The 23509-nt window shown below is 70.6% G+C and carries 22 protein-coding genes; 17 read left to right on the top strand and 5 right to left on the bottom strand.

Annotated features, from left to right (window positions below; translation table 11 throughout):
* Nucleotides 1-11 precede the first annotated feature (11 nt).
* A complete protein-coding gene (locus Ssi02_RS11925; RefSeq protein ID WP_204024808.1) occupies nt 12-731 on the bottom strand; it encodes a TetR/AcrR family transcriptional regulator in 720 nt (239 codons plus the stop codon).
* Between the two features lie 166 nt (nt 732-897).
* Here Ssi02_RS11925 and Ssi02_RS11930 point away from each other — a divergent pair, with 166 nt between their 5' ends.
* The 5 genes from Ssi02_RS11930 (at nt 898) to Ssi02_RS11950 (ending at nt 6302) form a co-directional block, all read left to right on the top strand.
* Nucleotides 898-2310 carry an MFS transporter gene (locus Ssi02_RS11930; RefSeq protein ID WP_204024810.1) on the top strand — a complete coding sequence of 471 codons (1413 nt, stop codon included), beginning with the start codon at nt 898-900 and terminating at the stop codon, nt 2308-2310.
* 32 nt (nt 2311-2342) lie between these two features.
* Entirely contained in the window at nt 2343-3230 is an 888-nt protein-coding gene (locus tag Ssi02_RS11935) for an SDR family oxidoreductase (RefSeq protein ID WP_204024812.1), read from the top strand.
* Nucleotides 3231-3394: 164 nt separating this feature from the next.
* Nucleotides 3395-4360, top strand: coding sequence for an alpha/beta hydrolase (locus tag Ssi02_RS11940; RefSeq protein ID WP_204024814.1), 966 nt, complete (start codon nt 3395-3397; stop codon nt 4358-4360).
* Between the two features lie 381 nt (nt 4361-4741).
* Complete coding sequence (locus Ssi02_RS11945; RefSeq protein ID WP_204024816.1) at nt 4742-5584, top strand: alpha/beta fold hydrolase; 843 nt, start codon at nt 4742-4744, stop codon at nt 5582-5584.
* 322 nt (nt 5585-5906) lie between these two features.
* Nucleotides 5907-6302 carry a cell division protein SepF gene (locus tag Ssi02_RS11950; RefSeq protein ID WP_204024818.1) on the top strand — a complete coding sequence of 132 codons (396 nt, stop codon included), beginning with the start codon at nt 5907-5909 and terminating at the stop codon, nt 6300-6302.
* On the opposite strand, the gene Ssi02_RS11955 is transcribed toward Ssi02_RS11950, so the two are convergent.
* Nucleotides 6299-6607, bottom strand: coding sequence for a pentapeptide repeat-containing protein (locus Ssi02_RS11955; RefSeq protein ID WP_239128828.1), 309 nt, complete (start codon nt 6605-6607; stop codon nt 6299-6301). The two genes, Ssi02_RS11950 and Ssi02_RS11955, sit on opposite strands and share 4 nt — an antisense overlap.
* A 475-nt stretch (nt 6608-7082) precedes the next feature.
* Nucleotides 7083-7307, bottom strand: a complete 225-nt coding sequence (locus Ssi02_RS11960) for a hypothetical protein (RefSeq protein WP_204024822.1) — start codon at nt 7305-7307, stop codon at nt 7083-7085.
* A gap of 488 nt (nt 7308-7795) precedes the next feature.
* Between Ssi02_RS11960 and Ssi02_RS11965 the strand changes: the two genes are divergently transcribed.
* The 7 genes from Ssi02_RS11965 (at nt 7796) to Ssi02_RS11995 (ending at nt 13369) form a co-directional block, all read left to right on the top strand.
* The gene (locus Ssi02_RS11965) at nt 7796-8041 is read left to right on the top strand and encodes a hypothetical protein (RefSeq protein ID WP_204024824.1); all 246 of its coding nucleotides are present in this window, start codon (nt 7796-7798) and stop codon (nt 8039-8041) included.
* Between the two features lie 171 nt (nt 8042-8212).
* The gene (locus Ssi02_RS11970; protein ID WP_204024826.1) at nt 8213-8887 is read left to right on the top strand and encodes a prepilin peptidase; all 675 of its coding nucleotides are present in this window, start codon (nt 8213-8215) and stop codon (nt 8885-8887) included.
* Nucleotides 8888-8948: 61 nt separating this feature from the next.
* Nucleotides 8949-10127 carry a chorismate synthase gene (aroC, locus tag Ssi02_RS11975; RefSeq protein ID WP_204024834.1) on the top strand — a complete coding sequence of 393 codons (1179 nt, stop codon included), beginning with the start codon at nt 8949-8951 and terminating at the stop codon, nt 10125-10127.
* On the top strand, nt 10124-10642 hold the full coding sequence (locus tag Ssi02_RS11980; protein ID WP_204024836.1) for a shikimate kinase: 519 nt from the start codon (nt 10124-10126) through the stop codon (nt 10640-10642). The genes aroC and Ssi02_RS11980 overlap by 4 nt, the downstream gene beginning before the upstream one ends.
* A gap of 100 nt (nt 10643-10742) precedes the next feature.
* Nucleotides 10743-11822 carry a 3-dehydroquinate synthase gene (gene aroB / locus Ssi02_RS11985; protein ID WP_204024838.1) on the top strand — a complete coding sequence of 360 codons (1080 nt, stop codon included), beginning with the start codon at nt 10743-10745 and terminating at the stop codon, nt 11820-11822.
* Between the two features lie 30 nt (nt 11823-11852).
* Nucleotides 11853-12287: a type II 3-dehydroquinate dehydratase gene (gene aroQ, locus Ssi02_RS11990; RefSeq protein WP_204024840.1), complete on the top strand. Its 435-nt coding sequence runs from the start codon at nt 11853-11855 to the stop codon at nt 12285-12287.
* Nucleotides 12288-12559: 272 nt separating this feature from the next.
* Entirely contained in the window at nt 12560-13369 is an 810-nt protein-coding gene (locus Ssi02_RS11995; RefSeq protein WP_204024841.1) for an SGNH/GDSL hydrolase family protein, read from the top strand.
* 1183 nt (nt 13370-14552) lie between these two features.
* On the opposite strand, the gene Ssi02_RS12000 is transcribed toward Ssi02_RS11995, so the two are convergent.
* Nucleotides 14553-16559, bottom strand: a complete 2007-nt coding sequence (locus Ssi02_RS12000) for an ATP-dependent DNA helicase (protein WP_239128840.1) — start codon at nt 16557-16559, stop codon at nt 14553-14555.
* 790 nt (nt 16560-17349) lie between these two features.
* On the opposite strand from Ssi02_RS12000, the gene Ssi02_RS12005 reads away from it, so the two are divergent.
* Both Ssi02_RS12005 and Ssi02_RS12010 read left to right on the top strand, forming a co-directional pair.
* Entirely contained in the window at nt 17350-18744 is a 1395-nt protein-coding gene (locus Ssi02_RS12005) for a hypothetical protein (RefSeq protein ID WP_204024842.1), read from the top strand.
* Between the two features lie 115 nt (nt 18745-18859).
* A complete protein-coding gene (locus tag Ssi02_RS12010) occupies nt 18860-20446 on the top strand; it encodes a Na+/H+ antiporter (RefSeq protein WP_204024843.1) in 1587 nt (528 codons plus the stop codon).
* On the opposite strand, the gene Ssi02_RS12015 is transcribed toward Ssi02_RS12010, so the two are convergent.
* The gene (locus tag Ssi02_RS12015) at nt 20443-20715 is read right to left on the bottom strand and encodes a ubiquitin carboxyl-terminal hydrolase 14 (protein WP_307825648.1); all 273 of its coding nucleotides are present in this window, start codon (nt 20713-20715) and stop codon (nt 20443-20445) included. The two genes, Ssi02_RS12010 and Ssi02_RS12015, sit on opposite strands and share 4 nt — an antisense overlap.
* Nucleotides 20716-20761: 46 nt before the next feature.
* Between Ssi02_RS12015 and Ssi02_RS12020 the strand changes: the two genes are divergently transcribed.
* The 3 genes from Ssi02_RS12020 (at nt 20762) to Ssi02_RS12030 (ending at nt 22369) form a co-directional block, all read left to right on the top strand.
* Complete coding sequence (locus Ssi02_RS12020) at nt 20762-21193, top strand: DUF8711 family protein (protein WP_204024845.1); 432 nt, start codon at nt 20762-20764, stop codon at nt 21191-21193.
* Nucleotides 21194-21684: 491 nt separating this feature from the next.
* Nucleotides 21685-22032 (top strand): YidH family protein, encoded by a 348-nt coding sequence (locus Ssi02_RS12025; protein WP_204024846.1) that lies wholly within the window; start codon nt 21685-21687, stop codon nt 22030-22032.
* 7 nt (nt 22033-22039) lie between these two features.
* The gene (locus tag Ssi02_RS12030; RefSeq protein ID WP_239128829.1) at nt 22040-22369 is read left to right on the top strand and encodes a DUF202 domain-containing protein; all 330 of its coding nucleotides are present in this window, start codon (nt 22040-22042) and stop codon (nt 22367-22369) included.
* Nucleotides 22370-23509: the final 1140 nt, after the last annotated feature.

Below are 23509 nucleotides of genomic sequence, written 5' to 3' on the forward strand. Positions count from 1 at the left end.
TGCCGGCCTCGTCACGGGGCCCGCCGGGTCTTCTGGGGGGCGTCGCGTCCCTTGGTGATTCTGGCGATGAGGATTTCCAGTTCGTGGTCGAAGAGGGTGCCGGAGTCGATGGTCATGGCGGAGAGGCCGCCGCCGAGTTCGAGGCTGACGATGCCGTGCATGCAGGTCCATACGGAGACGGCGAGGTGGAACCCCGGTGCGCTCTGGGAGCGGGCGGTGAGGACGTCGGCGTTGGTGATCGGGGCGGTGGCCACGGGTGGGGGCGGGTTCGCGGGGGTGAGTTCGGGCAAAAGGCCCAGCAGGAGCCCCATGAGGGAGCGGGCAGCGGCGGCGAGTGGTTCGGTGTGGGCGCTGTAGCCCGGTAACGGGGGCTTGAACAGCAGTTCGTAGCGGTGAGGTTCGGTCAGGGCCCATGCCCGGTAGGTCCGGGCGAGTGCGCGGAAGTGTTCTTCGGGGGTGCCGCCGGCGGCCCGGTCGCCGAATGTGCGGGTGAGGGTGTCGCTCAGGTCCTCGTAGGCGTCGACGACCAGTGCGGTGAGCAGGTTGTCGCGGCTCGCGAAGTAGCGGTAAAGCGTCGGGCCCGAGACTCCGAGCTGTCTGGCGATGGCGTTGATGGAGATGGCCTGGGCTCCACCCGCGGCGAGCTGCTGCAAGGCCGCGGCCTTGACGTCCTCGCGGACCTGCTCACGAAACCGCTCGCGCAGTGAGTTGCGGGGGGTCGTCGGCGGCATCGCACCCCTCCTCATATCTGGCAACCACAAGGCATATGCACGGTAGTGAGAACATCTAGCTTTCGCTTGAAGTCTCACAAAGCCGTGTTAATCTCTCATCTCGTAGAGGTTCTCACACTTCGGAGGGGGTCATGCAAGCCCCTGTCGGATCGAGAGAGACGCAGCCTTGACCATCACTAGATCCACGTCGCGAAACATCCCCCGGGCCGTGCCGCGCGGCCTCGCCATGGCCGGCCTGGCCACCGCTGCGGGAGTCGTGATCCTCGACGCCTCGATGGTGAACCTGGCCACGCCCGCCATGCGCGCCGGGCTGGGGCTGTCGGCCACCGAGTTGTCCTGGGTCGTGGACGGCTATCTGATCGCCTTCGCGGGGCTGCTGCTGCTCGGCGGCAGGCTCGCCGACGTGCTCGGCGGACAAAAGGTCTTCCAGGCGGGCCTCGCGGTCTACACGATCGCGTGCCTGGCCTGTGCCCTCGCCCCGAGCGGCGCCGTGCTGATCGGCGCGAGAGTCGTCCAGGGAGTGGGGGCGGCGCTGCTGACCCCCGCCGCACTGTCCCTCATGCTCGGCCTATACGCCACGCTCGACGAGAGGCGACGGGCGCTCGGCGTCTGGGGCGGGGTCGCCGGCGCGGGCAGCCTGCTCGGGGTCGCGCTCGGCGGCGTGGTGACCCAGTCCCTGGGGTGGCCGGCGATCTACTGGCTGCCGGTGCCGTTCATGATCTTGACGGGCGTCGCCGTGTGGTACGCGGTGCCGCACTCCCCGGCACGGCCGGGCCGGTTCGACCTGCCTGGAGCGGCCACGATCACACTGGCGATCTCGGCGCTGGCCCTCGGGCTGATCTGGGCCCCCGACGCCGGCTGGGGCTCCCCGCGCACATTGGTGAGCCTTGCCGTCGGCGTCGCCGCGCTGGCGGCGTTCGCCGCCGTCGAACTGCGCTCGCCCCAGCCCCTCGTCCCGCTCGGCGTCTTCCGCCGCGGCCCCGTGGTCGTCGCCAATATCGTGATGCTCCTGCTGGGCGCGGTGTCGGTGGGCCTGTTCTACTTCCTGCCCCAGTTTCAGCAGAACGTGCTCGGCATGTCGCCGGTCGCGACCGGCCTGAGCCAGTTGCCGATCGCCGTCATGATCGCGCTGGGCGGGTTCGCCGCCCCGCTGCTGGCCCGGCTTGCAGGTTTCCGGCCGGCGACGGTGGGCTCACTGATCGCGTTGGTCGCGGGCCTGTTCTGGCTCGCCCAGAGCGGGCCCGCCGATCAATACGTCACCGCACTGCTGGGACCCTTCCTGCTCATCGGCGGCGGCCTCGGCCTCGGCTTCGTCTACGCGACCACCATGGCGGTCTCCGGCGCGGCCATGGGGGAGACCGGCCTGCTCAGCGGCCTGATCAACGCCGCACGCCAACTCGGCGGCGGCCTCGGCCTGGCCGCCCTGATCGCGATGGCCGCCGGGTCGGGCGCCGGAGCACCGTACGGCGGAGCGTACAACGACGCCTTCCTCAGCGCGGCGGTGCTCGCCCTGATCGCCGTCGTCGTCTCGCTCACCCCAGCGGCCCGGCGCGAGACGGCTCCCGGCGACGCGCGGTGAGCTTTGTGATCGACAGTTCCACGGAGGGGATCATGGACAAGCCGACGATCTTGGTGGTCGGCGCCACGGGACAGGTTGGTTCGCTGCTGGGCCCGGCGCTGCTGAAGTGCGGGGCACACGTGCGCGGGATGATCCGCACCCCCGAACGCGCGGCGGCCCTGCCCGCCGGCGTCGAGCCCGTCGTGGCCGACCTGCGCGACCCCCGGGCGGTCGCCGGCGCGCTGTACGGGGTGGACGCGGTGTTCCTGAACAGCCCGTCCGCCCCCGACGCCGCGGACTTGCAGATCCAGTTCGCCGAGCGGGCCCGGAGCGTCGGTGTGCCCCGGCTGGTACTGCTGTCGCAATATGCGGCGCGGTCCGACTCCCCGGTGCGGTTCCTGCGCTGGCACGCCGCGGTGGAGTCGTATGTGCGGGCACTCGGGCTCGACGAGTGGTCCGTCTTGCGGCCGAACCTGTACCTGCAGGGAGCGCTCGGGTTCGCCGGCCTGATCAGGGAGCAGGGCCGGTTCGGCGCACCGATCGGCACGTCCGCCGTGAGCGCCGTCGACGTCCGCGACATCGCCGACGCGGCGGCGGTCGTGCTCACGCGGCCCGGCCACCACGGCCGCACCTACACCCTGACGGGGCCGCGTGCGGTGACCCACGCCGAGATCGCCCAGGCGTTGTCGGAGGCGGTGGGCGCCGAGATCGCCTTCACCGACGTGCCCCCCGAGGCATTCGCCGCCTTGCTCCGCACGATGATGCCCGAGTGGCAGGCCGACGGCCTGATCGAGGACTACGCGCACTATGCGAGGGGGGAGGCGGCCGAGGTCTGCCCCGACGTCGCCGAACTCACCGGGCGCCCCGCGCGGGACCTGACCGACTTCGCCCGCGACTACGCCACCGCCTTCCGCCCGGCACAACCCGCCGGCCGCGGATGACCCCGTACTGCGTGCCTCCGGAGCCGCCTTAGCGCATGGTGATCGTCATCGCGAGTCATAGGCGATGTCAATGCAGCCCCGAAGGCGGCCGCGTGTGTAGCCCCAGGAGAGATCTCCCGTCTAGACCAGACGCAGACAGCGTCACCTCTCGTAAGGAGTGCAACATGTCCGATCAGAACCTCATGCCGGTGCTTGAGCCGGCCGCCGCGGCATTCGCCGAGGCCACCGCCAAGCCGCCATACCTGTTCCAGATCGCCGTCGCCGAAGCGCGCGCCGCCGTCGACGACGTGCAGAGGGGCGAGATCGCCAAGCCCGAGGTGGACGAGGAATGGGTCACCGTCGAAGGCGGCCCGACCGGCTCGGTCCAGGCCCGCATCGTCCGGCCCAAGGGCGTCACCGGCCCCCTCCCCGTGGTGATCTACATCCACGGCGCCGGCTGGGTGTTCGGCAACGCCCACACCCACGACCGGCTCGTCCGCGAGCTTGCCGTCGGCGCCCAGGCCGCGGTGGTCTTCCCCGAGTACGACCGCTCACCCGAGCACCGCTACCCGGTCGCCATCGAGCAGAACTACACCGTGGCCCGCTGGGTCGTCACGCACGGCGCGGGCAAGGACCTCGACGCCGAGCGCATCGCGGTGGGCGGCGACTCCGTCGGCGGCAACATGTCCATCGCCCTGACCCTCATGGCCAAGGAACGCGGCGACGTGCCCCTGCTCGCCCAGGTGCTGTTCTACCCCGTCACCGACGCGAACTTCGACACCCCCTCCTACCACCAGTTCGCCGAGGGTTACTTCCTGCGCCGCGACGGCATGCAGTGGTTCTGGGACCAATACACGACCTCCGAGGCGGAGCGGGCCGAGATCACCGCCTCACCGCTGCGCGCCACCACCGAGCAACTGGCCGGGTTGCCGCCCGCGCTGGTCATCACCGCCGAAGCCGACGTCCTGCGCGACGAGGGCGAGGCATATGCGGCCAAGCTGCGCGAGGCCGGCGTGCCCGTGGTGGCCGTCCGCCAGCTCGGCATCATCCACGACTTCGTCATGATCAACTCCCTGCGCGGCACCCACGCCGCCCAGTCCGCCATCGACACGGCAGTCCACACCCTGCGCACCGCCCTGCACACGGAGTGAAGGCGGCGCTTGCCGGATGCCGGGACATCACTGGCTATCCCGAGAACTGCGCAGTGCCCGGTATCCGGGCTGAACCCAGTGCTTGCCGGATGTCACGACATCACCGCCTATCCCGAGAACTGCGCACTGCCCTGCACACGGGCTGAACGCAGCGCGGCCTGGCACGCTCACGTCCGGCCGCGCCGCGTTCAGCCCCGCCCGCGCCCTGGGCCGTGTCGGCCTCGCCTGCGCCCTGGGCCGTGTCGGCCTTGCCTGCGCCGCCTCGGCCCCGCCCGCGCCGCGAGAGCCCCGGCGGCGCCCGCCGAAATCAATGCGGCACCCGATCAATGCGGCACACCCGCGCCTTCACCCCCGGCGGCCCTACCCACAAGGAAATTCATCATGACCCGTTCCACCCGCACCCGATCCACCGTCCGCACCCTCGCCACCCTGGCCATCGCGCCCATCGTGGCCGGCGCCCTGCTGGCCGCCACCGCGACCAGCAGCAGCGCCGCCGGCCGCGACGCCGGTACGGCGAAGCCCAAGCCGACCATCGTCCTCGTCCACGGCGCCTTCGCCGACGCCTCCAGCTGGTCCGACGTCATCAAGCGCCTGCAACGCGGCGACCACCGCGTCATCGCCGTCGCCAACCCCCTGCGCGGCCTGGACAGCGACGCCGCCTACCTGCGCAGCGTCCTTGCCACCGTCGAAGGGCCCGTGGTCCTGGCCGGCCACTCCTACGGCGGCTCGGTCATCACCCAGGCCGCCGCCGGCAACCCTAACGTCAAGGCCCTGGTCTACATCGCCGCGTTCGTCCCCGACACCGGCGAAAGCGCCGGCGAACTGGCAGCCAAGTTCCCCGGCAGCACCCTCGGCGAAACCCTGAACACCGCGAGCTACCCGCTACCCGGCGGCGGCACCGGCACCGAACTGACCATCAGACAAGACCGGTTCCGCAAGCAGTTCGCCGCCGACGTATCCGCCTCCACCGCCGCCGTCATGGCCGCCACCCAGCGGCCGGTCTCCACCGCCGCCCTGGAGGAGAAGGCCACCGAAGCCGCCTGGAAGACCATCCCCTCCTACGCCCTCGTCGCCGGCCGGGACTACAACATCCCGCCCAAGGCCCAGGAATGGATGGCCGACCGCGCCGACGCCCGCACCGTCACCCTCGACAGCGCCTCCCACGCGGTCACCGTCTCCGAACCCGAAGCGGTCGCCGACCTTATCCTCCGCGCGGCCCGCTGAACCCACCCCGCCCGGACACCGAAGGCGTCCTCTTGCGGGAGGTCGCCGAAGAACCTGGCCCACTCCACCACCGAGAACACCTGACATCGTCGGAGATGCCCCCCACTGCCCGGTCGTGCAGCTGACCGGGCAGTTTCGCATCGTGCTCTGTCTCCGAGCCTGGAGGATGCCCGATACAAGCACAGAAGCCACAAACGGCCTTCCCCTCGAGTACGGCAGAGCCGACCTATCCTTTGCCGCCTTCGGCGTGTTGCCGAGGCCTGGGCGGAAACATGACGTACCTTTGTCAAAGTAGACATTGTGGTCTGGTAGTGAGGTGCGTGTGGGGCTTCGCAGGGCGGGCGTCCGGCTAGGTCTCGGTGAACATGACGACGACGTCTATGACGCGGAGGAGGCCCTCGACGACGACTTCGCGGGCGAGGAAGCCGACGGGGGCGCGAGCGGGTTGCAGATCGCGATTGTGCGGCCTCGGACTTTCCGGGACGCTCTCACCATCGGTGAGTACTACCGCCAGGACATCCCGGTCATCATGAACTTCGAGGACATGGACAGCGCGGATGCCCGTCGCATCATCGACTTCGCGTCGGGTCTCATTCTCGGTCGCCGGGGAGACATCGAGCGGTTGTCCGCCAAGGTGTTCATGATCATGCCGGCTGGCTCGTCCTTCATCACCGACGACGGGAAAATCGCCGACGAAGGGTTCTACAACCAGACCTAGTCTTCCTCGACGGTGATGCCCAGGGCACCGGCGAGCGCGTGCAGCAACTCCTGGGCGTCGCGGCTGGAGACGGTGGCGCCGGCGAAGCTTGTCACGCCGTTCACCCCCAGGAGGGCGCAGTCGGTGAATCGCGCCCCCGCCATCTGAGCCTGAGAGAACTGCGCGCCGGTCAGATCGCATCTCTCGAAGCGGACCCCGCGCAGATCGGCGTTCTGAAAGTCGGCCTTGGCCAGGATGCAGTCCCGGAAAACGGTGCTCTCAAAGGTGGAAACCCTGAACCTCTTAATCTGCGGAAAAAGGATCACGCGGAGATCGTTTTCGTATACCACTCCGCTGGACGCGACCCACCCCCACGTCCGGGGGAAGGACCACGTGGTGCTGTGAGATCAGCGCATTGAGGTCAGCTCACGGAGTGAGCCTTGATGGCGAATGTGCCGTCTTCAGTCGAGTAGCTGGTCTCAATGCTTGTGAGAGTGAGCCGGCCGCTTGAGAGGTGTTGCTGCGAGCCTCGCTCTGGTCCCCAAACCCGTGGGGGTGAGCCAGGGCATCATGAGTAAGCGAGACGACACCTCCACTGGTCCCCACGCCCGTGGTGGTGAGCCACCCGACATGCAAATGGCGCTCTACCAGCGTGCCTGCTTCCTTCGTCTGTGAGGGTGATCTGGTAATGGTGCTGGTCAGAGGCTCGCGCAAGATCTGGTCCCCGCGCCATTGGGTTTAAGTTTCGATGACACGCGATCAGGGCCGACGGCTGGCGCTGCTGCCCACGCGGCGGGCGGATCACCGACCGATCACGAACGCCTCCCTGGCGCAGATAGGCGGCCCATAGGTGTATGTCTGTCCGGAGGCGGTGGTCGCCACGAGGGAGTCTTCGTCTTTGGCGAACCGGCAGCGCTCTTTGGTCGGGAAAAGGTGGAGCCCTTGGCCGGGGGCGAATGTCTTGAACGGTTTGGCGTCGAGCTTCCACCTTACGGCCACCTCTTCGCTGGTGTTGTTCACGATCATGAACATCTCATCGTCGGTCGGCGTACATCCAACAAGCAAGAGAACAACGACCAGCGCGTGCAGAACACCAGGGGGCCGACGGCGGCCGGCCACAAGGACCGGCCGCCTCACGTTTCTGTGGCCGAACATCGGTTAAGGGCTCCCGCTGATAAAGAAGTCCGCTGGGGAGATGTCGATGAAGCGCACGCGATAATCGTCGGGGAAGTAGTTGGTGCGGTTCCAGCAGTGAAGGCTCGCCGCGCTTGTCCCTACAATATGGGAGACGACGATTCTCCCGTCGTTGCCCGGCGTGTTCAGATGCACTCGCGCGCCGTAGACGGCGGGGGCGGGGTAGTCGGGAGCGGCCCTCGTCTCAGGCGGTGTGTACAGGTCGATCTTCTGAGTTCCGAATGACCAGGGATACCGGGCCTGCCTCGCGATGATTTTTCCAGGCGTCTGGTCGGCCGGGGTGTGCTGGACAAGCCAGAACAGTCCGCCACCACGAGGAATTGATCCTGAGAGACATCCTCGCGGAGTGTGACGGCGTTGTTCGCTGGGGCGGCGACTTCAAGGTGCCGAAGGAAAGTCACTTCCAGATCGACGTCCCTCCCGGAGACAAACGCCTGGACGCGCTCGCAAACAGGATCAGCGGGTGGAACTCCACCCCGGGCGAGGGGGCCGGAGCCGTGGACCCGTTCACTTCCAAGCGACTTCAAGCAGCCAGGGTGATGAAGAGGAAACAGAGCTCTTCCTGATCAGGTTGGGTCACCTACATCATCTGTCCCGGCACCTGCTCGCCGAGAGTGACCACCACCCCCTGGTCTCTGCCGGGCGGATCGAGAACGGCTGTTGAGAACTTCCAGGTCGGAGCCCGTCCTCCGTCGATGCCTGCGAGTGAGGGCGGGCTCTGCCGTAGGGTCGTGGGGGTGTCTCTCCTCACATCGCTGACGCTGATCGCGACGGCCCTGCTGGGGGTGCTCGTGAGTGGGCCTGTTCGGGCGCTTGCAGGCGCTTTTGGGGAGGAACCCGTCGGGTGGCGTGAAGAACTGGCGGCGATGCGCCAAGCCGCGGCGGGTGGCGGGTGGCGGAGCGTGGACCCGGTGCTCGCGGTGGTCACCGGGGTGGTGTGTGCGGGCATGGTGTGGCGGTTCGGGGCCGGCTGGGCTGTGCCGTACCTCGTGGTGGGGCTGTGCGCCGCTCTGATCGGGATCCTCCTCGCGGCCGTCGACCTGCGCACGCGCAGGCTGCCCGATGTGATCACCCTGCCCGCCTATCCGCTGCTGGCCGTGTTGATCGCCTTTACCGGCGAGCTCGGCCCCGCGTTGCTCGGCGGGCTGGCGCTGGGGCTCGCCTACCTGGTGCTCTGGCTGGTCAACCCGGGTGGGCTGGGCCTCGGGGACGTGAAGCTCGCGGGGCTGATCGGCATGGTGTGCGGCATGCTCGGGGTGCAGGCGTGGACGGTGGCGGCGCTCGGCGGCCAGTTCCTGGGCGCCCTGTACGGCATCAGCCTGCTTGTCTGGAAAGAGGCGACAAGGAAGACCGAGTTTGCGTTCGGCCCCTTCATGTTGCTGGGCGGCCTGGCGGGCGTGCTGATTCCCTAGTTAACCGCCGGTACGCGGCCGGGGGACGCCGCACCACCGTGCGCATGGAAGACTTGTGGGCATGTTGCGCTGGTTGACTGCAGGAGAGTCCCACGGCCCCGAGCTTGTCGCGATCCTCGAAGGGCTGCCCGCCGGGGTGGAGTTGACCACGGCCGACATCGTCGAGGCCCTGCGTCGCCGCAGACTCGGCTATGGCCGGGGTGGTCGCATGAAGTTCGAGCAGGATGTGGTGACGATCGTCGGCGGCGTGCGCCACGGCCGGACCCTGGGGGCGCCCGTCGCGATCCGCGTGGGCAACACCGAGTGGCCCAAGTGGGAAAACGTCATGGCGGCCGACCCCGTCGACCCGGCGCTGCTGGAGGGCCTGGCCCGCAACGCGCCGCTGTCGCGGCCGCGGCCGGGCCACGCCGACCTCGCCGGCATGCAGAAATATGGCTTTGACGACGCCCGTCCCGTGCTCGACCGGGCGAGCGCCCGCGAGACCGCGGCCCGCGTCGCGCTCGGGCAGGTCGCGCGCAACTATCTCAAGCAGGCCCTCGGCGTCGAGATCGTCAGCCACGTGGTCTCCATCGGCACCGCCGCGGCCCCCGCCGGGACGCTGCCCCGCCCCGAGGACCAGGCCGCCGTCGACGACGACCCGGTGCGCTGCTTCGACCCCGAGGCCAGCGCCGCGATGGTCGCCGAGATCGACCTCGCCCGCAAGGAGAGTGACACGATCGGCGGAGTCGTCGAGGTGCTCGCCTACGGACTCCCGCCCGGCCTCGGCAGCTATGTGCACTGGGACCGCCGCCTCGACTCCCGCCTCGCCGCGGCGCTCATGGGCATCCAGGCGATCAAGGGCGTGGGGGTCGGCGACGGCTTCGAGACGGCCCGCCGCCGCGGCTCGGTCGCTCACGACGAGATCGTCGGCTCCCTCGACAACGTCGAGCGGGTCACCAACCGCGCCGGAGGCATCGAGGGCGGCATGAGCAACGGCGAGGTCCTGCGTGTGCAGGCCGCGATGAAGCCGATCTCCACCGTGCCGCGGGCCCTGTCGACCATCGACGTCAGGACCGGCGAGCCCGCCAAGGCCATCCACCAGCGCAGCGACGTGTGCGCGGTGCCCGCCGCCGGCATCGTCGCCGAGGCCATGGTGGCGCTGGTGATCGCCAACGCCGCGGCGGAGAAGTTCGGCGGCGACTCCGTCGAGGAGACCGCCCGCAACCTCGCGGGTTACATGTCCTCCCTGGTGGTCAAATGACCGCCCCGAAGGCGGTGCTGATCGGGCCGCCCGGCTCCGGCAAGTCGACCGTGGGCCGGCTCCTGGCCGACCGGCTCGGCACGGGCTTCCGCGACACCGACTCCGACGTAGAGGCGACGGCGGGCAAGCCCGTGCCCGACATCTTCGTCGAGGACGGCGAGGAGCGGTTCCGCGACCTTGAGGCCGACGCCGTGCGGCTCGCCCTCGCCGAGCACGACGGTGTGCTGTCCCTGGGCGGCGGCGCCGTGCTGCGCCCCGAGACCCGCGAGCTGCTCGCCGGCCACACGGTGATCTACCTTGAGGTGCCCCTCGACGACGCGGTCAAGCGCGTCGGCCTCGCCCAGGCCCGGCCGCTGCTCGTGCTCAACCCGCGCAGCCGCATGCGCGCTCTGATGGCCGAGCGCAAACCCATCTACGAGAGCCTCGCGACCCTCCAGGTCCCCACCGGCGGCCGTGAGGCCGCCGAGGTGGCCGAGTCCATCGCCGAGTCCATCGCGAAGGGGGAGGACGGGTGACGCTCCCGACGAGCCACGGCGCGGCGAAGCCGCCGGCCATGGCGTCGATCGCCCGTGACACGGCTCCGCCGTACCCGACGACTGGCAAGGAGGGCGGCCGGTGACCGCGACCCGCATCACGGTCAAGGGGGACGCTCCGTACGACGTGGTCGTCGGCACCGGCGTCCTCGGCGAGTTGCCCGGGCTCATCGGCGCCGGGGCGCGCACCGTCGCGGTGATCCACCCCGAGACCCTGCCCGAGATCGCGCGTCCGGTGTGCGGGGCGCTGGCGGCGGCGGGGTTCGCCGTCGTGCCGCTGCCCGTGCCCGACGGTGAGCGGGCCAAGACCGTCGAGGTCTCCGGTGATCTGTGGTCGGCGCTCGGCCGCCACGGACTCACCCGCTCCGACGCCGTCGTCGGGGTCGGCGGCGGCGCGACCACCGACCTCGCGGGCTTCATCGCGGCGACCTGGCTGCGTGGCGTCAAGGTCGTGCAGGTGCCGACGACCCTGCTCGCCATGGTCGACGCGGCGGTCGGCGGCAAGACCGGCATCAACACGCCCGAGGGCAAGAACCTCGTCGGCTGCTTCTATCCGCCCGCCGGTGTCCTGTGCGACCTCGCCACCCTGGTCAGTGTGCCGCGTGAAGACTACGTCGCCGGGCTTGCCGAGATCGTCAAGGGCGGTTTCATCGCCGACCCCGCCATCCTGGCCCTGATCGAGGAGGACCCGGCAGGCGCCCGCCACCCCGAGGGGGTGCACACCCGCGAGCTCATCGAGCGCAAGATCCAGGTCAAGGCCGACGTCGTCGGCGCCGACCTGCGGGAGTCGGGGCTGCGGGAGATCCTCAACTACGGCCACACGCTGGCCCACGCGATCGAGCGCGTCGAGCACTACACCATGCGCCACGGCGAGGCCGTCGCCATCGGCATGGTGTTCGCCGCCGCCCTGTCCGAGCTCTCCGGCCACGCCGGCCCCGGGCTCGTCGACCGCACCCGCGCCATCCTCACCTCGGTGGGGCTGCCGACGTCCTACCGCGCGGACGCGTTCCCCGCGCTGGTCGAGCACATGAGCGTCGACAAGAAGAACCGCGGCGCCACTCGCCGGTTCGTGGTCCTCGACGACGTGGCACGTCCCGCACGGCTGGAGAACCCGTCCGAGGAGCTGCTCGCCGCCGCCTACCGCGAGGTCCGCCGTGCCTGACCCTCGCCTGTCCCGTCTTGAGGTCGCCCGATGACACACGTACTCGTGCTCAACGGCCCCAACCTGGGCCGCCTCGGCATCCGCGAACCCGATGTCTACGGCGCCCAGACCTTCGAGGACCTCGCCGAGCTGTGCCGTGAGACCGGCCGCGAACTCGGCCTGTCCGTCGAGGTGCGGCAGACCGACTCCGAGGCCGAACTCATCTCGTGGCTGCACGAGGCCGCCGACGGGCGCATCCCCGTGGTGCTCAACCCTGCCGCGTTCACCCACTACTCCTACGCCGTGCGCGACGCCATCGCCCAGCGCACCGCGCCGCTGGTCGAGGTGCACATCTCCAATCCGGCGGCCCGCGAGGAGTTCCGGCACACCTCGGTCGTGGCCGCGGTCGCCACGGGCACGATCGCGGGGTTCGGGCTTCAGTCTTATGTCTTGGGCCTGCGGGCGATCGCGGGCGCCAAGGAGTAAGGGCTCCCGGCCGGTGGAGACTCGGAGCCGCCCGGTACGGCGGCGCGGGCTTTCGCCGGGTTCGGGCTCTTTGGGCCGTCGCGGGGGAGTAAGCGCGCCCGGTGTCCCGCGCTGTGGTCGGAAGGGCCGTCCGGTACGGCACCGCATCCTTGGCTCGGCATACTGAGGCCGGGGGCGGTCGAGGTGTCCGGTGGGATCTAGGGCAGCATGGATGCCGCCTGCGCGGGTGCGCACGGTGTGGCTTGACGGCTCAGCGCCATAGGGGGAAGCAAGTGAGCGACGACGACGCGACGGGGGACACGGCGACGAAGCCCGGTGACGACCGAGGTGCGACTTACGCTTCATTCGTAGCCATCGGCGACAGCTTCACCGAAGGGCTCAGCGACCTCGCCCCGGACGGGACCTTCCGCGGCTGGGCCGACCTCGTAGCCGAGCACCTCGCAGCACTGACCCCCGGCTTCCGCTACGCGAACCTCGCCATCCGCGGCAAAGTCCTCGACCAGGTGCTTGAGGAGCAGGTGCCGAGCGCCGTAGCCATGGGCCCCGCCCTGATCAGCCTCTGTGCCGGCAACAACGACCTCCTCCGCCCGAACGGCGACCCCGACGCCCTGGCCAAACGCCTCGCCAAAGGCATCCGCGAACTACGCGCGACCGGCGCCGAGGTGCTCCTGTTCACCGGCGTCGACCCCCGGGACAGCCCGGTCATCCGCCACGCCCGAGGCCGGTTCGCCACCTACTACCTGCACATCAGATCCCTCGCCGACCTGTACGGCTGCCGCCTGGTCGACCTGTGGTCCATGCAGGGCCTCCGCGACTGGCGAGCCTGGAACCCCGACCGCCTGCACCTCAACGAGACAGGCCACCGCCTGGTCGCCGCCAAGGTCCTCACCGCCCTGGACGTGCCGGACGCCGGCGAATGGCACAAAACCTGGCCCCTCCCCACCGCCCCCACCGCCAGCCGTACGGAAAACGCCCGCTGGGCCCGCGAACACCTTCTCCCCTGGCTGGGCCGCCGCCTCCGCGGCACCTCCTCCGGCGACGGCCTCCCCCCCAAACGCCCCAACCTGACCGAGTGGCCCTAGGCCCCACCACCCCCTGGGGACAAACCATCGCGCGGCAGGGCTCGGCTCACCCGGTCCCCGCCGGGCATTGAGCAGCGCGACCTTCCCCCGTTAGACCGCAATGTCGGACTTGACCGGCCTGCCGTGGCTGCGGGTATGCCCGCCCTGTCACCCGTATCCCGCGCCAGAGCGCGAGCCCGGACCCGACCGGCCCGCCGGGACCAGAGGTGTGCCTGCCCTGTCACCCGTATCCCGCGCCAGACCGCGGGCCCGGACCCGGTCGGCCCGCCGGGACCAGAGGTGTGCCTGCCCTGTCACCCGCATCCCGCGCCAGACCGCGATGCCGGACTTGACCGGCCCGCCAGAGTCACAGGGATGCCGCCTTGTCATCTGCGCCCCGCGCCACCACGGCGTGCCGTATGTGTCCGAGTGTGACCGGTGCACTCGTCCGCCCCATCCGCAATCACCCCGCCGCTGCGAGCATCCTGCGCCAGTCGCCCACCTGGGAAGGGGAGAGCCTGGCCGCATCCGCAGCGGCGGCGCCCACATGGCCATCGTGAGCCTGTGTGGGCGAGGGAGATGACCACGTTCCACGACCGTCGGCGACCGCACTCACCTGGCTTTTAGGGATGCTTCGGCCGATGAGCAGGGCGGGATGCTGCGCAGGTTGCCGGGCTCGGGCCGTCGTCCAGCGGACGTGGGCTTCGACGGGGGTGGCGTTGTATCGCAAGGCCGGCGCGCACGGCCTCGTCCTGACGAGCCGCGTGTCTCGGCGAAGCGGACGTCGGCGGCGGAGGGTCCGGCCACGGTGGGGGAGGCCGTCGCGCCGGGCAGTGCCGTACGGCTGTCGCCGCCGGGGCGGGCGGGTGCACCTGACACGTCGGTCGTGAAGGCAGGTAAGGAGAGCCTCGTACGGCGAAGCCATCACCCCAGGGCATATCGCGATATGTCGCCCGGCGGTGGCCGACTTGGGATCGGGCACGTGTAACCGCCCTGTACGGCGAAGCCATCTCGCCGGGGGCTTCTTACGACATGTCGCCCGGTGGTGCCCGGTTGGAATCGGGTACCTGTGAGCCGGCAACGCGCCGGAAGCCACAGCCGCGTGGCCGGGCTCTGCCGTATCGCCTCCTGGGGAGCCACGCCAGGTGGCCCGGCTCTGCCGTACGGAGCCACGGCCACGTGGCAGGGCTTTGCCGTATGGCCCCTAGGAGTCGCGGAGGCGTTTGAGGGCGGCGCGGGCCACGTCGGGGTTGGAGGTGGTCCAGTAGGGCGGGAGGGAGTCGCGGAGGAAGCCCGAGTAGCGGGCAGTGGCCAGGCGGGGGTCCAGGACGGCGATGACGCCCTTGTCGGCTTGGGAGCGCAGCAACCGGCCGGTGCCCTGGGCCAGGAGGAGGGCGGCGTGGGTGGCGGCGACGGTCATGAAGCCGTTGCCGCCCTTTTCCGCGACGTGGCGCTGGCGGGCCGAGGTGAGGGGGTCGTCGGGGCGGGGGAACGGAATGCGGTCGATGATCACGAGGCGGAGCGACGGGCCGGGCACGTCGACCCCCTGCCAGAGGGACAGGGTGCCGAACAGGCAGGTCTTCTCGTCGTCGGCGAACTCGTTGATGAGCTGGGACGTCGAGTCGTCGCCCTGGCACAGCAGCGGGAAGGGGAGGCGGTCGCGGAGTGCGTCGGTGGCGGCGCGGGCGGCGCGCATGGAGGAGAACAGGCCGAGGGTGCGCCCGCCGGTGGCCTCGACGAGCTCGGCGATCTCGTCGAGATAGGCGGCGGGCAGGCCGTCGCGGCCGGGCTGGGGCAGGTGCTTGGCGATGTAGAGGATGCCGCTGCGGGCGTGGTCGAAGGGGGAGCCCACGTCGAGGCCGGACCAGTGGCCGTCGGGCAGGCCCCACTGCCGGGCGAGGCCGTCGAAGGAGCCGCCGAGGGCGAGGGTGGCGGAGGTGAGCACCACGGTGCGGTCGCCGAAGAGCTTGTCGCGGAGCATGCCGCCGACGGTCAGCGGGGCGACTCGGAGGGTGGGGGGCCGCCGGTCGGTCGAGGGCTCCAGCCACACGACGTCGGCGCGGTCGACCTCCGAGGCGTGGCCGAACGCCTCCAGCATGCGCACCGCGGTGTCGTGCACCTCGTCGAGGGCGCTGAAGGCGAGCTTGCGCGCGGCGGCGGAGTCGGGCTTGTCCTTGTCGGCGCCGCGCGGCCCGAGCGCGGTGACGCACGCCCTGGAGGCGTCGCGCACCAGGGCGAGGGTCTGCCCGAGGACCTCGGGCAGCTCGTCGAGGCGGCCGGGCGGGGCGGCGGCGAGCAGCGCCTTGAGGTCTTCGCCGGCCTCGGTGAGGCGGTCGGCGACGGCTTGCTCGACGAGGCGGCCGACGCGGCGGGCGGCGAGGGACACGGTGGACTCGGACAACTCGTCGGTGACGACGGAGGTGACCCGGTCGACGAGCTCGTGGGCCTCGTCGACGACGACCACGCCGTGCTCGGGCAGCAGCGGGAACTCCTCCATGGCGTCGATGGCGAGCAGCGCGTGGTTGGTGACCACGATGTCGGACTCGCCGGCGCGCTGCCTGGCGAGTTCGGCGAAACACTCCTCCCCGCTGGGGCAGCGCTGGGCGCCGAGGCATTCCCTGGCGCTGACGGAGAACTGCCGCCACACCTGCTCACTGACGCCGGGCACCAGCTCGTCGCGGTCTCCGGTCTCGGTCGTGTCGGCCCAGTCGTTGACGCGCTGCACCATGCGCCCTTGGGCGCTCGTCTCACCGGGGTCGAACAGCTGGTCGGGCTGGTCCTCGGGGAACCCCTCGGCCATCTTGTGGCGGCACAGGTAGTTGCGCCGGCCTTTGAGGATGGCGAAGGAGATCTCGCGCGGGAGGTGCCCGTCCAGGGCGCCGGCGAGGCGCGGCAGGTCGCGGTCGATGAGCTGCCGCTGGAGCGCGATGGTCGCCGTGGAGATCACGACGGCTTCGCTTTTGCCCACCGCGTGGCGGACGGAGGGCACGAGGTAGGCGAGCGACTTGCCGGTGCCGGTGCCCGCCTGGACGGCGAGGTGCCGGTCGTCGTCGAGCGCCTGGGTGACCGACTCGGCCATGGCGATCTGGCCGGGCCTGCTGCTGCCGCCGAGAGCCTCGACGGCGGCGTGGAGCAGCTCGTCGACGGGCGGGAGGGCAACGGTCTCGGGCTGGTCTGAGGACGTCGCGTCGACGGAAATCTGCTCGGGCACGACAGCCAACGGTACCCCCTTCCCGAGCCCTCCGGGGCCCGCTCACGGAGTCCTGTGGGGAGGGCATATGCGGCTTTCCGGAACCGGATGGTATTGCCGCCCCGTACGGCGAAGCCTCCTGAGCCAGAGGTCGGGAAAAGCGTGGGAATTCACCCGATGGCGGTGGTTGGGAGGAGGGATCAACCGGAGGCCATTCCCGCCCCCGGTGCCGGCCGGGAAAAGCAGCTGGGCTCTTCCTTTTCGAGGAAGTAGAGCTGGTTGTGGGCGTTCCCTCTTGCGCGTATGTGATCCGGAGGTCGACGTGATCCTTCCCGTGCGGAAAGCAGCGCCGACGGGGGCTGTGAAACGTGTGGCACGACAAATAAGTTCAATGTAAAACGTGATGGAATGCCGGACTTGTAGAAATCCGTGCCCTGGCCGATCCGGCACCTCCTCTCGGCGGCGTGGTGTTCGCCTGCCGCCCGGGGCCGGAGCGAGGGGGCCGGGTCTGTGGAAAACTGCTTCGGGTGCGGCGGCCGGTCGCACTCCTCCCCGGGCCCTGCCGGAGCCCGCGCGGGAGGCCTTGGATGGACGCATACCGGCATTCCGGAACCGGAGGGCGATGTCGCGTGGCAGACTGGCGGTGCCGTCTCTGCGGGCCGGGCGGAATGGTCAACGACGATCTTCCCTTCGTGGTTGCGCAGGGGATCGGGATGGGGCTGGTTAGTCCGGTCGGTAGGGTTCTCCGGGGTCGAGTGGACGAATAAAGGCTGGTTAAAGCACTATGTCTGCCATGTCGGAAGTTGTCCCGTTGCCATCGTTCGGTGAGGTGTTCTTCGACGCGCGAGGTCAGGAGCGTGTGCTCCGGGTGACCTGGCACGAAGGCACGCTGGTGCTCAGCCTGTGGCGAGGCGAGATGTGCACCGCGAGCTTCCGCATGCCGCTGGAGGACGTCGACCGCCTGCTCGACACGCTCGACGAGGGCTATGCCGAGGTCGCCGGCGTGCCGCCCGAGGAGGAGCAGGGCGACGACGGCTACGGCGACTCGGGCGGCGGATATCCCGGCACCGGGCAATATGTGCGGCCGGAGAACCTCCAGGTGGGCCACTACGACGCCGAGACCCAGGTCGCCCCGGCCGTCGAGGAGCGCTCCGCGCCCACGGTCGGCCCCAACGACGTGCTGGTGGCCAGGGGTGCGCCGGGCCAGAAGGACCGCCTGGTGGCGTCCTACGCCGGCCAGGGCGGCGGCGACGTCGTGCCCAGGGAGAACATGATCGTCGGCGACGCCTTGCCATACGGAGCGGGCCAGGGCCCCGGCGACTCCGAGCCCCTTTACCAGATGCCGGGCGGGCCCTTCAGGTCCCCGGCCGCGAACGCCCCGCCGCGCACCGACCCCCACGGTTTCGCCGCCCAGCCCGCGGCGCAGCCCGCCCACGCGGCGCACGGCGCCGACGCGACCCCCGGCTACGGCGCCCAGTCCCACCTCGACGGCCCCTACGGCGGGCAGCGGCCCGACGGGCCCGAGCAATACGGCATGCCCCCGCAGCAGGGCGGTCCCGACCACTACGGCGGCGCCCAGTCCGACCCCTACGGCGCGCGGTCCGCCGAGCCCTACCCGCCCCGCGCGACCTTCCAGGAGCCGGCCGACCCGTTCACGGGCACGACCTACGGCACCCCGCGCGGCGGCGACCCCGCCGAGCACTACGGCCAGCAGCAGCACTACGGCGGCGACCAGGCGTCCTACGGCAGGCGCCACCGGCCCGAGCAGGGTGACTCCTACGGGGCTTCGCAATACTCCGACGGCTATGGGCAGCAGCAGGGCGGCAACGCCTCCGATCCCTACGGCGTGCCCGGCGGGGCCTACCCGCAGGGGGGCCAGGGCGGCGGACAGGCATATGCCGGGCCGCTCGACCCGGCCGACCCCCTGGGCGGCCCACGAGGCCCGGGTGGCCCGGGGGCTCCCGGCGGGCAGGGTTATGTGCCGCCGGGCGTGGACCCGCAGCTTTCCCGGCCCTATGTGCACGACTCGATGTATACGACGGGTGAGCGCATGCGCCCTGACGGCGGCTACGACGAGCCGGGTTACGGCGGCGACCAGCATTACGACGACCAGGGATACGGTCGCGGGCAATACGACGAGCGCGGCCCCGAAGCGCGCGGTGAGCGTGGCGAGCGCCGCCGGCGTGGGGAGCGCCGCGACTGGTGACCGGGCTTGCGCGACCCACGGCCGCGCAAGCCTTACGCTGATCCCCGCGGTGTGGTGACGGCGGCTCCACCAAGCCCCCGCCGACTCGCGTCACCGGCGGAGGGGAAGTCCCGGCATGAACACAACGACAGCCCTGCAGCTGCTTCTGCTTCCCGTCGGTGCGGTCGCCGTGGCGGGCTTCGCACGCAGGCGCGACCTGCCGGGGCCGCTGCTGCTGGTGCTGGTCGGCCTGATCGTGTCGTTCGTGCCCGGGGTGGCGGCCTACCAGATCGACCCTGAGATCATCCTGCTGGTCTTCCTGCCGCCGCTGCTCTACTCCTCGGCGCTGGAGAGCTCCTACCTGCGATTGCGCGACGTCAGGCGCGCGGTGGGGCTGCTATCGATCGGGCTCGTACTGTTCAGCATGGTCGTCATCGGGTTCGTGGTGCACTGGCTGCTGCCCGGCCTCCCGCTCGCGGCGGCGTTCGCGCTGGGCGCGATCGTGGCGCCGCCCGACGCGGTCGCCGCCGTGGCGGTCGCGCGCAGGCTGGGCCTGCCGCGCAGGGTGATCACGATCCTGGTCGGCGAGAGCCTGTTCAACGACGCGACCGCGCTCACGGCCTACAGGGTCGCGGTCGGCGCGGTTGTGGGGCACGGCATCAGCGCGTGGGGGGCGATCGGGGAGTTCCTGCTGTCGTCGGCCGGGGGAGTGGCGGTCGGGTTCGCCCTGGCGCTTCCCCTGCTCTATGTGCTTAAGCGTCTCCGCGACCCGCTCGTGGAGAACACCGTCATGCTGATCACCCCGTTCGCCGCTTATCTCGCCGCCGAGCTGCTCCACTCGTCCGGCGTGATCTCCGTGGTGATCGTGGGGCTCTATCTCGGCCACCACATGCCCAGAGCGGGCTTCGGCACCCGGCTGATCTCCGACGCGGTTTGGAAGGTCATCACGTTCGTCCTGGAGGCGATCGTCTTCGCCCTCATCGGGCTCCAGTTCAAGCCGATCATGGAGGGCCTGTCGGAGCGCGGCCCGTGGGAGCTGATCGGCTACGCCACCGCGGTTTACGGCGCAGCCGTCCTGTCCAGGATCGTCTGGCTCGTGCCGAGCACCTACCTGCCGAGGATGTTGTCACGCAAGATCCGCGAGCGGGACCCCTCACCACCCTGGCAGCAGGTCGCGGTGATCTCGTGGGCGGGCATGCGCGGCGTCGTGTCGCTGGCCGCCGCCTTCGCCATGCCCGCGACCTTCCCCGAGCGGGACCTGCTGCTGTTCCTCACCTTCACGAGCGTCGTGGCCACCCTGCTCGTGCACGGCCTCACCTTTCCCCGCGTGATCCGCGTTCTCGGGGTCAGCGCCGACCGCGAGGTCTACGAGGACAACCTGGCCGAGGCCGCCGCCCAGCAGGCCGCCGCGGCCGCCGCGCTCATCCGCCTGGAGGAGCTCACCGCCGAGGGAGTGGACCCCGTGCACGCGGACGTGGTCGCCGATCTGCGGACACGGTCCGAGCGGCGCGCCCTGCAGGCGTGGGAACGCCTTGGCGGCGGCACCGGGCCGCGCGGGGAGGAGACTCCGAGCGCCGTCTACCGCCGTCTGCGACGGGAGATGTTGCAGTCCGAGCGGGACGTGCTTGTCCGGCTCCGCGACGAGCGGCGCATTGACGACGAGGTGATGCGCCGCGTCATGGCGGAGCTGGACTTCGAGGAGGCCACACTGGAGCGGGACTAGCCGACGACGTTGTCCACGTAGCACCAGCGCCAGCTCTCGCCGGGCTCGAACGACTTCACAACAGGGTGAGAGGTCTCGTGGAAATGCGCCGTGGCGTGCTTCTCCGGTGAGGAGTCACAGCATCCGATGTGTCCGCAGCTGAGGCACTTCCGTAGGTGGACCCATGAGGTTCCCAGTCGCAGGCACTCCTCACACCCCGCCGTGGTGCGTGGGGTCGGCTCGTTCGCGGCACGGAGGTGTTCACAAGTGCTCATGTCGCTATAGTGCATCTTCTGACATCGCGTATTCCCCACAGGGGTTGGGTAGGGTCAAGCTATGCGATATATCTCGCGGCGCTTTGCCCCCCTTGCAACCGCTGCTCTCGCGGCGGTCCTCATTACCGGTTGTGGTGAGATTCAGGAGATCAACAACGCCGTAGACGATGTTCAGAACGCTGTGGGCAACGTGCAGGCGTGTGCCCAGGCGGTGCAGGCCGCCGGCGAGGTCGCGGGCAAGGCGATAGGCCAGGCTACCGACCCCGCGGCCCTGGAGAAGACCCTCAACGACGCCGCCGCCGACCTCCAGACGGCAGCGGACAAGGTCGGCAACACCACGCTCCAGGAAGCGATGAACGACCTCGCCAAGTCTTATGAGAACTTCAGCGTCGCCGACGCCAACAACGCCGTCGACGCGGCGCAGAAGGTCGTCACCGACTCCACGAAGTTCATCACCAACCTCAACAGCTCCTGCGGCGGCGGGGGCAATTGACCTGACCTGCCGTTTCCTCGCGGGGGTCGTTTCGATCCCTTTGCCCAGGAGGATCGGCCGGTCGTGGTCTTGAGGCGGTTGCCGGGGGGATAACCGACTTGACCTGCTGTTTCCATGCCCCTCGGGCCCAGCGCCTGGCGGCTGCCCGGGGGGAGGGGCCTGGTCCGCCGGTGCTGTACCCGGCCTGAGCCGGCGTTTCCGAGGGGAGGGGCTTGGTCCGCTGGTGCCGTGTGGGTCTTGAGGTGGCCGTCGCCGGTGCCGTACCTGGCCCGAACTGGCGTTTCCGGGGGAGGGGCCTTCTCCGCCGGTTCCGTGTGGGTCTTGAGGTGGCCGTCGCCGGTGCCGCACCCGGCCTGAACTGGCGTTTCCGTGTGCGTCTTGAGGTGTGCCGGCAGTGCCGTACCTGGCCGGAGTCGGCGTTTCCGTGGGGAGGGGGCCGTAGGGCTACCCCAGCTTCTCTACGGGAAATACTGGAAAAATAGCCTCATTTCATGAAAGTTCAGGGGAAGGAACCGGATCCTCGGTTCACGCTCGCCAACGAACGTACCTACCTCACCTGGCTCAGCACATCACTCGCGCTCAGCGCGGCGGGCGTCGCCATGGCGGCCGTGCCCACCGACGTCTTCCTCCCCTGGCTGCGGACCCTCCTCGCGGTCGCCCTCATCGTCCTGTCGAGCGCCGTGGCGGCCCTCGCCTACCCCCGATGGCGCCGCGTGGAGCGGGCCATGCGCGCCGACGCGCCCCTCCCGACCCCCGCGCTGGCCCCGGTCCTCGGCTACGGCGTCGCGACGGTAGCCGTACTCGCCCTCGTCCTTGTCCTCGTGGCGGCCCTCCGGTGAGTCACCGGTGATCGACCACGGGCCCTGGGACCCCGGCCTGCCCAGCGAACGCACCCGCCTGGCCTGGGTCCGCACCGCCATGGCTCTAGCCGTCGGCGGCCTGGGCGCCGCCGGCATCACCGTCCGCGCCGGCCTGCCCGCCGTGGACACCGCCGCCTTCATCCTGGCCGCCCTCTGCGGAGCCGTACTCCTCGCCCGCACCGGCCGCCGCTACCGCCGCGTCCAGAACGCCCTGCACGACAACCGCGCCCTGTCCCACGAGGTCGACGGCTTCATCGCCTGGATCGGCGCCCTCGCGATCGCGGCCGGCGCCTTGATCTTCGCCCTGCGAATGTGACCCCAAACCCACCCACCGGAGGTTACGGCCACCCGGTGGCCCCCATCCGGCGCCTTCCGGCCGTCTGGTGGGTTCGCGCCAGCGGTGGCTTCCGGCCGTCCGCCGCCCTCGGGCCCGCCCGGTGGGTTCGCGCCGCCTTCTGCCCTCAGGCCCGCCTGTGGCTTCCGGGCCCGCACGTTGGCCTCGGGCCGGCTTCGGACTCCGGCCGCCCTGTGGGTTCGGGCACGTCGGTGACTTCCGGCCGCCCGCTGCCTCGGGCCCGCCCGGTGGGTTCGCGCCGCCTTCTGCCCTCAGGCCCGCCTGCGGCTTTGGGCCCACGCGTTGCCCTCGGATCCGCCTGGCGGACTTGTGGCGCCCGCTGGGTTCGCGCCGCCTTCTGCCCCTCAGGCCCGCCTGCGGCTTTTGGGCCCACGCGTTGCCCTCGGGCCGGCTGCGGACTCGGGCCGTCTGGTGGGTTCGCGCTGGCCTGCGGCTTTCGGGCCCGCAGGTTGCCCTCGGGCCCGCCTGCGGCTTTCGGGCCCGCACGTTGCCCTCGGGCCGGTGGACTCGAGCTGGTGGACTTGGGCCGCCCGGTGGGCGTCGGCCCATCGACACCCCGGGGGGCTGGCGCTTGCACGCCGCACCTCGCTGAGGAGGGCAATGCCTGGCATCTATGGATATCGGCGGCGGTCAGGGGGATGTGCCCTGAGTGGGGCCACCCCTCGCCTGCGGGGAGGAAGTACCAAGGATCAAAGTGAACGTCGCGCCGCGGCGTGTGTAGGGACGACCCAGGTCGGCGGCCGAGTGGGGCGTTCTCGCCCGGAAGCCCCCGTGGCTGCGGGGCCGAGGTGTGGGCGCCCGGATGGGGTGCCCGGGGAACGTCCCCGCGCCCTGTGGGACCGCCCCTTCCCCGCCACGGTTGGGCCGTGGTTACTGCCCGGACTATCCCCGCGTGTGCGGGGCCGACGTGTGCGCACCGCGCCCCGGACGGGGTGACCTGGGAACATCTGCGTGCCTGCGGGGCCGCCCCTTCCCCGCCATGGTTTAGCGGTGGTCACTCCCCGGAACCTGCCTGCCCCCACGGGGCCGGCATGGGCCCGAGTGAGGCGTCGCCCTACCAGGTCATCCCGCGTGTGCGGGGGAGAGGCCCGAGGGGCACGG

Origin of the sequence: Sinosporangium siamense (assembly GCF_016863435.1) — a bacterium.
Lineage (GTDB): Bacteria > Actinomycetota > Actinomycetes > Streptosporangiales > Streptosporangiaceae > Sinosporangium > Sinosporangium siamense.

What these genes read in the sequence shown, in the direction of transcription:
- Ssi02_RS11925 (WP_204024808.1), bottom strand. Translation starts at nt 731, where the DNA reads ATGCCGCCGACGACCCCCCGCAACTCACTGCGCGAGCGGTTTCGTGAG.
- Ssi02_RS11935 (WP_204024812.1), top strand. Translation starts at nt 2,343, where the DNA reads ATGGACAAGCCGACGATCTTGGTGGTCGGCGCCACGGGACAGGTTGGT.
- Ssi02_RS11940 (WP_204024814.1), top strand. Translation starts at nt 3,395, where the DNA reads ATGTCCGATCAGAACCTCATGCCGGTGCTTGAGCCGGCCGCCGCGGCA.
- Ssi02_RS11945 (WP_204024816.1), top strand. Translation starts at nt 4,742, where the DNA reads ATGACCCGTTCCACCCGCACCCGATCCACCGTCCGCACCCTCGCCACC.
- Ssi02_RS11960 (WP_204024822.1), bottom strand. Translation starts at nt 7,307, where the DNA reads ATGATCGTGAACAACACCAGCGAAGAGGTGGCCGTAAGGTGGAAGCTC.
- aroC (WP_204024834.1), top strand. Translation starts at nt 8,949, where the DNA reads ATGTTGCGCTGGTTGACTGCAGGAGAGTCCCACGGCCCCGAGCTTGTC.
- Ssi02_RS11980 (WP_204024836.1), top strand. Translation starts at nt 10,124, where the DNA reads ATGACCGCCCCGAAGGCGGTGCTGATCGGGCCGCCCGGCTCCGGCAAG.
- aroQ (WP_204024840.1), top strand. Translation starts at nt 11,853, where the DNA reads ATGACACACGTACTCGTGCTCAACGGCCCCAACCTGGGCCGCCTCGGC.
- Ssi02_RS12010 (WP_204024843.1), top strand. Translation starts at nt 18,860, where the DNA reads ATGAACACAACGACAGCCCTGCAGCTGCTTCTGCTTCCCGTCGGTGCG.
- Ssi02_RS12015 (WP_307825648.1), bottom strand. Translation starts at nt 20,715, where the DNA reads ATGCACTATAGCGACATGAGCACTTGTGAACACCTCCGTGCCGCGAAC.
- Ssi02_RS12020 (WP_204024845.1), top strand. Translation starts at nt 20,762, where the DNA reads ATGCGATATATCTCGCGGCGCTTTGCCCCCCTTGCAACCGCTGCTCTC.
- Ssi02_RS12025 (WP_204024846.1), top strand. Translation starts at nt 21,685, where the DNA reads ATGAAAGTTCAGGGGAAGGAACCGGATCCTCGGTTCACGCTCGCCAAC.